The 10540-nt window shown below is 64.6% G+C and carries 8 protein-coding genes and 1 pseudogene; 6 read left to right on the top strand and 3 right to left on the bottom strand.

Features of this window, described 5'->3' with window-relative positions; all coding sequences use genetic code 11:
• Positions 1–114: 114 nt before the first annotated feature.
• The 3 genes and pseudogenes from HMPREF2526_RS00475 to HMPREF2526_RS00465 form a co-directional block, all read right to left on the bottom strand.
• Positions 115–930 (bottom strand): MTB12 C-terminal domain-containing protein, encoded by an 816-nt coding sequence (locus tag HMPREF2526_RS00475; RefSeq protein WP_053089094.1) that lies wholly within the window; start codon positions 928–930, stop codon positions 115–117.
• A pseudogene (locus HMPREF2526_RS00470) lies at positions 927–1739 on the bottom strand (class I SAM-dependent methyltransferase). Before HMPREF2526_RS00470 ends, HMPREF2526_RS00475 begins: the two are co-directional and overlap by 4 nt.
• Positions 1740–1879: 140 nt before the next feature.
• The gene (locus tag HMPREF2526_RS00465) at positions 1880–3700 is read right to left on the bottom strand and encodes a phosphoenolpyruvate carboxykinase (GTP) (protein ID WP_070545164.1); all 1821 of its coding nucleotides are present in this window, start codon (positions 3698–3700) and stop codon (positions 1880–1882) included.
• Between the two features lie 358 nt (positions 3701–4058).
• On the opposite strand from HMPREF2526_RS00465, the gene trmB reads away from it, so the two are divergent.
• The 6 genes from trmB to HMPREF2526_RS00430 all read left to right on the top strand — a co-directional run bounded on the left by trmB (position 4059) and on the right by HMPREF2526_RS00430 (position 10315).
• Complete coding sequence (gene trmB / locus HMPREF2526_RS00455) at positions 4059–4832, top strand: tRNA (guanosine(46)-N7)-methyltransferase TrmB (RefSeq protein WP_070545160.1); 774 nt, start codon at positions 4059–4061, stop codon at positions 4830–4832.
• Positions 4832–5443 (top strand): NYN domain-containing protein, encoded by a 612-nt coding sequence (locus tag HMPREF2526_RS00450; RefSeq protein ID WP_070545158.1) that lies wholly within the window; start codon positions 4832–4834, stop codon positions 5441–5443. Before trmB ends, HMPREF2526_RS00450 begins: the two co-directional genes overlap by 1 nt.
• A gap of 7 nt (positions 5444–5450) precedes the next feature.
• Positions 5451–7790 (top strand): MMPL family transporter, encoded by a 2340-nt coding sequence (locus tag HMPREF2526_RS00445; RefSeq protein ID WP_070545155.1) that lies wholly within the window; start codon positions 5451–5453, stop codon positions 7788–7790.
• A complete protein-coding gene (locus tag HMPREF2526_RS00440; protein WP_070545153.1) occupies positions 7787–8800 on the top strand; it encodes a lysylphosphatidylglycerol synthase transmembrane domain-containing protein in 1014 nt (337 codons plus the stop codon). Before HMPREF2526_RS00445 ends, HMPREF2526_RS00440 begins: the two co-directional genes overlap by 4 nt.
• Complete coding sequence (locus HMPREF2526_RS00435) at positions 8801–9148, top strand: DUF3054 domain-containing protein (RefSeq protein ID WP_070517724.1); 348 nt, start codon at positions 8801–8803, stop codon at positions 9146–9148.
• A gap of 108 nt (positions 9149–9256) precedes the next feature.
• Positions 9257–10315 (top strand): HNH endonuclease signature motif containing protein, encoded by a 1059-nt coding sequence (locus tag HMPREF2526_RS00430; protein ID WP_246819831.1) that lies wholly within the window; start codon positions 9257–9259, stop codon positions 10313–10315.
• Positions 10316–10540: the final 225 nt, after the last annotated feature.

The following is a 10540-nucleotide window of genomic DNA, read 5'->3' as shown; positions in this document are numbered from 1 at the left end:
CAAAATCAACGCACTCTAAAACCGGAAGGGCCAAGAAAGGTCGCGCACAGGCGCGGCTGTGCGGCGCGAGCCATACCAGTGGCTCAGGTTGTCAACGTCAATCACGCCGCCGCCTTAAAACGCGCCCGCGATGGGCAGGCCCACCGCATCGATGCCGTTGCGCAGCGAGTTCGTGGCCAGCTTCCAGCGCCCGTCGAGGTAGCGGAACTCCACCCGCAACGAGAGCGTGGGACGCCCGGCCGAGCTCGCGTTGAGCGTGGCACTCGCGGTGTTCCCCTCCACCGTCAGTGGCCCGCTAATCCGCTTCCAGCCCAGCGGCGGACGGAATATCCCCAGGTTGTAAATGGTTCTCGGCACCACCGTCCCCGGCAGACCAGCCTCGAGGTTGTGTGCCTTGTCCGCATCGGATCCCGGCGTGGCCACGAGCGCGTGCAGGACGCCGTTAAGGTCATCGAGCGTCGGCTCCGGGTTAGTAGCCGCAAAGCTCGCGCTGAAATCCCCACTGGGGTACCAGCCGGTGTTGGGGTCCTCCACCGTCTCATCCACCGCCTGCTCTGGCGCTGGGTCTGCCGCTTGATTCTCCTGCGGTGCCGGTTCCAACGCCACAGCGGGGGCGTCCTGCGCAACGCTTGGCGACGCCGCGGACGCCGCCGTTGTTGGTGCCGTTGTTGCCGCAGCCGCCGGCGCTGCGGAGTCGCTGCTCACGGGCACGCTCGGTTCGGCTGGCTGCGTCATCGCGGCACCCTGGGCTGCCGCCTGTTCCCACTTGCCTTGGCTGAGCTGCACGCCGAAACCCAAGACCAGCGCAGCGGCGACGCAACTGCTCACCACAGATACGCCAACCGTGGGCCAGCTGATCCCACGTGGGCGGGCCTCCATCACGCCGTCCGGCACGCCGCCGGCAACGTCACCGCTCTCACCGAAACTCATTGAGCAGTCGCGGCCGGCTTGGTCAGCACCACGCCGATGGCCTGCAGGTTGTCGCTGTATTTGTTGAACACCGAACGCATCGCGAAAACGCGGCGGCGGGCGTCGGGCATGCGCAAGACGTTAAAGGCGATACGCGCCACGCCCAGCACACCCTCGTCCTGCAAGTTGCGCTTGGCGCGCAGCAGCGCCATATCTGCATAGTGGCGCTCAGTCACCTCGAAGCCAGCCTCCCGTGCCACGCCGTCTCATTCCTTTGTGGTCAGCGGGCGGGCGTTGACGCGGATGGACGTGGCCAGCGCGCGGCGGATCTCGAGCTTCTGGGCGTCGTCAAGCGTGTCCGGCTCCAGGCACAGCTCATGGATGACATACCTGCCGCCCGGGCGCAGGATACGGAACGCCTCCGCCATGATCGCGGCCTTCCCCTTCTCGCCGTGCATGGTGAGCATGGCTTCGCCAAAGACGACATCCGTGCTGTTATCCGGCAAACCCGTGGCCTTGGCGTCATTGACCACCACGGTAGCCGAGGAAGCGCCGGCGAGGCTGGCCTTCGTGCGCGCCACGGCATCAGGATCCTCGTCCACACCGGTGTAGCTGCGCGGGCCTTCCGCCACGATCTGGCGGGCAGTGAGCCCGAGTCCAGGGGCCAGCTCCACCACGTCCTTGTTTTTCAGCTCGGCGGCGTCGATTAGCGTGGTGGTCATCTCCAGCCCGCCGGGGCGCAACACCTTCTTTCCCAGGCGGGCGAGGAGCCAGTGTCCACCAACCTCGGAGTCGGGACGATCGTGCATGGGCAAAGAAGAAGTTGTCATACAGCCAGAATATGCGAGACTTTCTCCATTTAAAAGGTTACCCTAACCTTATTGTGGCCAACCTAACATGCCAGAACGCGGCGACGCCCCGCCACCGCTGGGTGGAGGGGCGTCGGAAAGCAGCGGCGCGGAAAGCGGCGTTAGGAGGCAGCCTCAACGCGCTCCTTGAGGGCCTTGAACTGGTCCCACACCTCAGACGGCACGCGGGAGCCCAGGAAGGTCAGGTACTCCTTGTTGTCTTCCATGTCGCCAGCCCAATCGGCCGGGTTCACGGCAAGTGCCTCGCGGACGTCTTCAATGTCGAAGTCCAGGCCGGTGAGGTCGATATCCTCCGGGCGGGCGGTGTGGCCCACGACGGTCTCAACAGCGTCGACGTTGCCCTCGATGCGGTCCACAATCCACTTGAGAACGCGGGAGTTCTCGCCGAAGCCCGGCCACAGGAAGCGGCGGTCCTCACCACGGCGGAACCAGTTGACCAGGAAGATCTCCGGCATGCGGTCGCCGCCCTTTTCGCCCATATCTACCCAGTGCTGCAGGTAGTCACCGGCGTTGTAGCCCATGAACGGCAGCATGGCCATCGGGTCATGGCGCAGGGCGCCGACCTTGCCCTCAGCGGCAGCGGTCTGGCCAGAGGAGAGCAGGGCGCCGATCATGGTGCCGTGGTTCCAGTCGAAGGCCTGGGTCACCAGCGGGACGGTATCCGCGCGGCGGCCACCGAAGAGGATGGCGTCAATCTTGACGCCCTTCCAGTCATCAAACTCCGGAGCAGCAGACGGGCACTGCGTAATCGGCACGCAGTAGCGGGAGTTCGGGTGCGCCGCCTTGGTGGTGGAAGCCGGGGTCCAATCGTTGCCGCGCCAATCGATGAGGTGCTCCGGGGCCTCGCCCATTTCCTCCCACCAGACATCGCCGTCGTCGGTCAGCGCGACGTTGGTGAACAGGGTGTTGCCCGGCTCCATCGTCTTCATGGCAATCGGGTTGGAGTCGTAGTTGGTGCCCGGCGCCACACCGAAGAAGCCGTTCTCCGGGTTGACTGCGTACAGGCCGTCCTCGCGCAGCTTCATCCAGGCGATGTCATCGCCCACAACCTCAGCCTTCCAGCCCGGGATGGTCGGGGCGATCATGGCCAGGTTGGTCTTACCGCAGGCAGACGGGAAGGCGGCCGCGATGTGGTACTTCTTACCCTCCGGGTTGGTGAGCTTGAGGATGAGCATGTGCTCTGCCATCCAGCCCTCTTCCTTCGCCATGACGGAAGCGATACGCAGCGCGTAGCACTTCTTGGCCAGGATGGCATTGCCGCCGTAGCCGGAGCCGTAGGACCAAATCTCCTTGGTCGCCGGGAACTGCGTGATGTACTTCTTCTCGTTGCACGGCCACGCGACATCCTCCTGGCCCGGCTCCAGCGGAGCACCAACGGAGTGCAGGGCGTGGACAAAATCGCCGTTCTCACCAATCTTGTCCAGAGCCTGCTGACCCATGCGGGTCATGATGCGCATGGAGAGCACGACATAAGCGGAATCAGTAAGCTGCACGCCGAGCTTCGGGTCCGGGTCGCTGATGGGGCCCATGCAGAAAGGCACCACATACATGGTGCGGCCCTTCATGGAGCCACGGAAGGCCTCGGTCATCTCTTCCTTCATGGCTGCCGGCGGGGCCCAGTTATTGGTCGGGCCGGCGTCCTCGGCGGTCTCGGTGCAGATGAAGGTGCGGGACTCCACGCGCGCGACATCCGACGGGTTCGAGCGCGCCAGGTAGGAGTTCGGGCGCTTCTCCTCGTTGAGCTTAATCAGGGTGCCCTTCTCCACGAGCTCAGCGGCGAGACGGTCAGCCTCCTCCTGGGAGCCATCTACGAAGACGACCTCTTCCGGCTGGAAGAGCTCGACACTCTCACTGATCCACGAAATAAGCTTCTCGTTCTTCGTGGGCAGTTCACCTACAAGGCCCTTAATGGTTGCGGTCATCTCACATTCTCCTGTGGTCGGTGTGGCCAGGGTGCTTTATATCGCCGAAGGTTTCCCCTATCGACGTTTCACCAACCAGAGTACGGATACTGGTGATAACAGAACGTGTAATGCCCGCCACCCCGGTTATATCCACCCAGCTCATGCCGACTATGCCGAGGACAGCGAAGTGTGAATTAGGGCACGTGGCCACCAAAGATACCCCCGCACAGGGGTGGATTTTCTTTGGGTTGTCCATCCCGTACGCCCGTCCCGCTACCCCCACGGCGTCCTGTGTGGCCTCCACCTGGACGCCCCTCCGCCCTCCACGGCGCGGCACGTTGCCCCTCACCCCTGCTTAAGGGAACAATGTCAACTGATGAATAGTGCAGACTCCTCCCAGAATCCCGCCGCGCAGATGCCTCACGGCCGCGGCCTCCAGACGGATTTCAACGCCGAGTTCAATAATGATTTGGACTACCCACGCCTCGGCAACGTGACCTTCCGTCGCGGCACCCTCACTGACAACCAGAACGCCCTCTTCGAGGAGCACTGGCCTCAGTTGGGGCGCCTGCTTGCCGACGAACCCCTCGACATCCCCGCCTGGTTCGGCCGCGAGGGGGCGAAGACCATCGTCGAGATCGGCTCCGGAACCGGTACTTCAACCGCAGCCATGGCGCCACTCGAGCAGGACACCAACATCATCGCCGTCGAGCTTTACAAGCCGGGCCTGGCCAAGCTGCTGGGCTCCATCGTGCGTAACGACATTGAGAACATCCGCATGGTCCGCGGCGATGGCATCGAGGTTCTCATGCGCATGTTCGCGCCCGAGTCCCTCGACGGCATCCGCATCTTCTTCCCGGATCCGTGGCCCAAGGCCCGCCACCACAAGCGCCGCATCATCCAATCCGGCACGCTCAACCTCTTTGCTTCCCGCCTGAAGCCCGGCGGCGTGCTCCACGTGGCCACCGACCACGCCGGCTACGCCGAGTGGATCAACGAGCTCGTTGAGGTCGAGCCCTCCCTCGACTACAAGGGCTGGCCCTGGCCGGAGTGCCCCATCCTCACCGACCGCCAGGTCATCACCAAATTTGAGGGCAAGGGCTTAGATAAGGAACACGTCATCACCGAGTACCTGTGGGAGAAGAAGTAATGGCCGGCACCTACCTTCTGGTGTGGGACGCACCCAACATGGACATGGGCCTCGGCGCCATCCTCGGCGGGCGCCCCACCGCCGCCTACCGACCACGCTTCGACGCCATCGGCCGCTGGCTGGTGGAGCTGGCCTTTGACAACGACGCCACCCCCGAAGCCGCCGTCTTCACCAACGTCAGCCCCGGCGGCGCCGACGTCATCCGCCCCTGGGTGGAGGCCATCCGCAACGTCGGCTTCGCCGTGTTTGCCAAGCCAAAGCTCCACGAGGACGATGATGTCGACCCCGACATGGTCGAATACATCAAAGCCAACCGCGAGGATCTCTCCGGTGTCATCGTGGCCTCTGCCGATGGCCAAAACTTCCAGCACCTGCTGGAACAGCTCTCAGCTTCCGGTCTGCCCACCTGCGTGCTCGGTTTCCACGAGCACGCGTCGTGGGCGCTGACCCACCCCGATATCGAGTTCGTCGACCTCGAAGACATCGAGGGCGTTTTCCGCGAGCCGCTGCCGCGCGTTAACCTGGATAATCTGCCTCCAGGCGGCGCCTGGCTGCAGCCTTTCCGCCCGCTGTCCGCGCTGCTTCCGGACCGCGCGCCCGAGCACAGTTAGGAGCCGCATGTTTTATTCTTGGGGCCGTTTCTCCTACGCCCACCGCAAGGTCATCCCGCTCCTCATCGTCGGGCTCATCCTGGGCCTCTTCTTTGGCTTCGGCACGCGCCTTGAGGAGCGCATGAGCCAGGAGGGCTGGGAAGACCCGGGGGCGGCGTCGACAAGCGCGGCACAGATCGAGTTGGAGACCTTCGGCCGCGACAATTCCGGCGACGTCATCCTGCTTTTCGACGACCCCGATGCCCACGCCGCCGAGGCCAAGGCCTTCCTGGATGAGCTCCAGACCCAGTATCCGGAGCAGATCGACTCCGTCACCAGCTACTTTGATAAGCGCAACCCGAACCTCATCACGCAGGATCACTCCACGGCCTTCGCCGCCATCGGGCTGAAGGGCGACGGCGAGCAAACGCTCAAGGATTTCCGCGCCATCGAGGATTCGCTGCACTCCAGCGGGCTGCCCGTGCAGGTAGCGGGTGCCACCGCGGTGGCCGATGCGCTGGATGAGGGCATGTCCAAGGACATCTCCCGCGCGGAGAAGGCCGCCCTGCCGCTTGTCGGCCTGCTGCTCCTCGTGGTCTTCGGCTCCGTCGTCGCGGCCTTCATGCCGCTCGTCGTGGGCGGGCTGTCCATCCTGGGCTCGCTAGGCATTCTTTCCATCCTGGCTGGCTTCCAGCAGGTCAACGTGTTCGCACAGGCCGTCGTCACGCTGCTGGGGTTGGGCCTGGCCATCGACTATGGCCTGTTCATGGTGTCGCGCTTCCGTGAGGAGCTGGACAAGGGACGCGATACGAAAGAGGCAGTGGCGATCACCACCGCTACTGCCGGCCAAACTGTAGTCTTCTCCGCCGCCATGGTGGCCGTGTCCCTCTCCGGACTCTTCCTCTTCCCCCAAGCCTTCCTCAAATCCGTGGCCTACGGCTCCATCTCCGCGGTGGGGCTGGCGGCACTGCTGTCGGTGACGGTGCTGCCCTCGCTCTTTGGCATGCTGGGGCCCAACATCGATAAGTGGACCGTGCGCAAAACCTCGCGCCGCGGGCGCCGCATCGAAGACACGTGGTGGTACCGGATGCCGCGCTGGGCCATGGGCCGGGCGGGTCTGATGACCACCGCCATCTGCGCGCTGCTCATCGCGCTGACCCTGCCGGTGCTGGGCGTGAAATTCGGCGGCATCAACGAGACCTACCTGCCACCCAACCAGGACGCGCGCGTGGCGCAGGACCAGTTCAACGAGCAATTCCCCTCCTTCCGCACCGAGCCGGTCAAGCTCGTGGTGAAGAATGCCACGAATGAGCAGCTTGTCGACGTCGTCATGCAAGCCCGATCCATCCAGGGTCTGACCGAGCCGATGGGCCCGAAGACCGCGACCGTCGACGGCACCACCGTCCTCGGCGCCGGCATTCAGGACCGCGAGGATTACGGGCGCATCGTCCACGAACTCGAGAACATCGAGGCACCGGAGGGCGTGGAGCTGTATGTTGGCGGCACCCCGGCCATGGAGGTCGAATCCCTCGACGCGCTCTTTGAGACCCTCCCTTGGATGGCGCTTTACGTGGTGCTGGCCACCTTCCTCCTCATGGCGCTGGTCTTCGGCTCCTTCATCCTGCCGCTGAAGGCCATCATCATGACGCTGCTCTCCCTAGGTGCCACGCTGGGTATCTTAACGCTCATGTTCGTCGATGGCCTCGGTTCCGACCTGCTCAACTTCACCGCCGGCCCGCTCATGAGCCCGATTTTGGTGCTCATCATCGCCATCGTCTTTGGTCTGTCCACGGACTACGAGGTCTTCCTGGTCTCGCGCATGGTCGAGGCCCGCCGCCGCGGCGCTTCCACGGACGAGGCCATCGCTGCGGGCACCGCGCACACCGGTGGCATCATCACGGCGGCCGCGCTCATCATGATCGTGGTCGCAGGTGCCTTCGGTTTCTCCGACATCGTGATGATGAAGTACATCGCCTTCGGCATGATTTTTGCACTGCTTATCGACGCCACCATCGTCCGCATGCTCCTCGTCCCCGCCGTCATGCACCTGCTGCGCGAGGACAACTGGTGGGCCCCGCGCTTCCTCACCCGCCTAACCCATCGCCTCGGCGGCGACAACGCCCCGGCTGCCGAGCCGGCCCTGGCCACCGCATCCGCTGCTGCACCGGCGCCCACCACCCCAGCGCTGAGCGATGAAGAGGCCGCGCCTACCGAGCAGGCAGGCACACCGGAGGATCCTGAGGTGCGGACGGAGGAGGCGTCGGCAAGCGAAGCTCCTGTACGCGGGGACCGCAGCGCCGACACCGACACCGAGCTCATCCCCTTCTCCGAGCTGGTGCAGCGCCTGAAGTCCACGGACGGTCGATGAATAAGAAGAACTGGCTGACCTGGATAATCTCCCTTCTGATTCTGGCCGCGCTGGCGTGGTTCTTCCGCGACCAGCTGGACTTTATCTCCGAGGGATTGCGCCGCCTGCGCCACGCTGAACCTTTCCCCGTGGTGCTGGTGGTGTTCTTCGCGCTGCTGTCCATCGCGGGCATGGCGGAGGTGATGAAGCGGCTCATCGGCGCCGGCGGCGTCAAGGTGCCGCTGCGCGAAACCTACGCCATCACGCTGGCCTCGAATGCCTGGTCCACGACTCTGCCGGCGGGCCCTGCCTTTTCGGCTTTGCTCACCTTCCAGGTGCAGCGTCGCTGGGGTGCGTCGGTAGCGCTGTGTAGCTACTTCCTGTTTTTGTCCTCGATCATTAGCTCGATGTTCCTCGCGCTCATTGGGCTCGGCGGGGTGTTTTTCCTCAACGCCGACATGGCTTTGGGCTCGTTGATCACCACGGTTGTCCTCATGCTCGCGGCACTCGGCGGCATCTTCTGGCTGACCTCACACCCGGTGACTCTTGAGCGCTGGCTGCGCAAGCTGCGGCCCGGCCCCAAGCGGGACCGCGCGATCCAGGAGGTGCGCAACCTCGGCGAGGTCCACCTTTCGCGTGGCCCCTTCGCTGTGGTTGCCGGGGCCTCCCTTGTGCACCGCCTGGCCGATATGGCCGCCCTGTGGGCTTCGGTGTGGGCGGTAACCGGCGAGATTCCGTGGCTGCGTGCCGGCGCCGACCACACCACCCTGGCAGGCGTCGCACTGGCCTTCCTGGCGGCGAAGCTGGCTGGCTCCGCGCAGGTCACCCCGGGTGGCGTGGGTACGGTGGAGGCCGCGCTCATCGCCCCGCTGGTGGCGACGGGCCTCACCGCGGTGCATGCCACCTCCGCGGCCATCATCTACCGGCTTATTTCCTTTGCGCTGATCACTATCATTGGATGGGTCATCTACTTCGCCCACTACGCCCGCGATGGTTTCTCTTACGCGGCGTTGAACCGGAAGGAATCCTAAATGCGCGTTGCCCCGCTTATCGACATCATCTCGCTCGTCCTCTTCGCCATCCTCGCCCGCCTGGCGCACGGCGGCCTGAGCTTTAGCTCCTGGGTCGATGCCTTCTGGCCGTGGACCGTGGGCGCGCTCGTGGGCTGGGTCATCATCATGGCAGCGAAGCTGAGCGGCCTGTGGCGGGAGGGCGTCGTCGTGTGGCTGAGTGCCATTATTGGCGGCATGGCTCTGTGGATGCTGGTCAATGGCCGGCTGCCGCACTGGTCCTTCCTCATCGTGGCCACCGTGATGTCGGCGCTGTTCTTCTTTGGCTGGCGAGCCATCGCGGCCTTTGCGTCCCGCTCGCGTGCCTAGAACTTCACCAAGTTTTCCATGGCCTGCTACCTGTCGGCCTCACACACCTGGATCCAGCCTTGTGGGGCCTTGCGAGTGGCTGTTTGAGCTGGGTTTTTAGCGCTCCGGTTGCGGGGGTGTGCGGCCCGGTTTAGTGTGTGGGGCATGAAGTTGGGGGACTTACTCGGGGTACTCGCTCGCGGCATGCACGTCGTTTCTTTGTGCGCGGGCCACACACGCGATGACATGCTCGCGCTGGGTGCGACGCCGCGCGTAGCGCGGCAGCTCGAAGGCCTGCACCGCATCTATTTCGGGCAGACCGCCTACAGCGCCAAGCAGCGCCGCGCGCGTAAAACTGAACACGCACTGGATACGCTGGTGCAGATTGAGCGCCATGTCGCGCGAGTCAAGGACTCGCGCAAGGCGTGGGACCTGAGAGTGGAGCTGTGCGAGACTCCGGCGGGTGAGATCGCGGGCGTGGCGAAGCGGCGCCTCGCGGAGCTCAGGCCTGAGCCCAGCCCCGGAGTGCGGGTGCTGCGCCGAAAAGGCGGCATGCACAGCCTCATCATCACGGATCGCCCGCGGGCTATTGCGAATCTGGTGGGCACGCTCAAGGCCACCTCCGCGGACCTGCTGAAGGCGGTCCACGAAGTCTTTGCAGGAGGCGGCGCGCCCACACCTGTGCTGCATGCGCACGTTCTTGTGCGCCTAGATCAGCTCGACACGATCGTGCGCGGCGAGGGTGACGACATCATTCTGCAGGCAACCGACGGCGGCACCATGACCGGCGCGGAGTTTCTCCGCACGCAGTTTGCCGAGCGCGGCTTCGTCTCGCTCTTCCACCCCGTCGAAGGACCCGTCAATCTCTATTACGGCAGCCGCTTCGCCAACGACAAGCAGCGCCTCCTGCTCAGCGCGGAGCATCCGACGTGCGCCTGGCTCGGGTGCAATAAACCGGCCGCGGAATGCCAGATGCACCACATCAGACGGTGGCAAGATGGCGGGCCAACCAACATCAACAACCTCGTCCCGCTGTGTAAGTACCACAACGCGATCAATGATGATGATCCCGCCCGGCCCACCTATCGCGGGCACATCGACCGCATCGAGGGACGGATGGCGTGGCTACCACCCGGCGGTGGGCCACCAGTGCTGATACCCAGCCCCGTCTGGGCTGACCTGCGGTAGGAATTCCCGCACCCCTGAGTCGCACCGCGACCCTAGGGCTCTTCGGCGATCCCGCATTCAGAGTTTTAGCGCACCGCGCCTTCTCAAGGCGCGTTGACTCCCTCGGCCACACGAGCCAGGGCATAAAGAAACCCTCCCCGCTTTTGAGCCGCTCACGTTGGACTGAGCAATCAGTCCAGTGGGGAGCCGCACGTGTGGCGGAGAGGGGTGCGCGCGAACGCTACT

Source organism: Corynebacterium sp. HMSC070E08, from assembly GCF_001808895.1.
GTDB classification, from domain to species: Bacteria; Actinomycetota; Actinomycetes; order Mycobacteriales; family Mycobacteriaceae; genus Corynebacterium; species Corynebacterium hiratae.
This window is presented reverse-complemented; position numbering and strand designations above follow the sequence as displayed.

What these genes read in the sequence shown, in the direction of transcription:
- HMPREF2526_RS00475 (WP_053089094.1), bottom strand. Translation starts at nt 930, where the DNA reads ATGAGTTTCGGTGAGAGCGGTGACGTTGCCGGCGGCGTGCCGGACGGC.
- HMPREF2526_RS00465 (WP_070545164.1), bottom strand. Translation starts at nt 3,700, where the DNA reads ATGACCGCAACCATTAAGGGCCTTGTAGGTGAACTGCCCACGAAGAAC.
- trmB (WP_070545160.1), top strand. Translation starts at nt 4,059, where the DNA reads ATGAATAGTGCAGACTCCTCCCAGAATCCCGCCGCGCAGATGCCTCAC.
- HMPREF2526_RS00450 (WP_070545158.1), top strand. Translation starts at nt 4,832, where the DNA reads ATGGCCGGCACCTACCTTCTGGTGTGGGACGCACCCAACATGGACATG.
- HMPREF2526_RS00445 (WP_070545155.1), top strand. Translation starts at nt 5,451, where the DNA reads ATGTTTTATTCTTGGGGCCGTTTCTCCTACGCCCACCGCAAGGTCATC.
- HMPREF2526_RS00440 (WP_070545153.1), top strand. Translation starts at nt 7,787, where the DNA reads ATGAATAAGAAGAACTGGCTGACCTGGATAATCTCCCTTCTGATTCTG.
- HMPREF2526_RS00435 (WP_070517724.1), top strand. Translation starts at nt 8,801, where the DNA reads ATGCGCGTTGCCCCGCTTATCGACATCATCTCGCTCGTCCTCTTCGCC.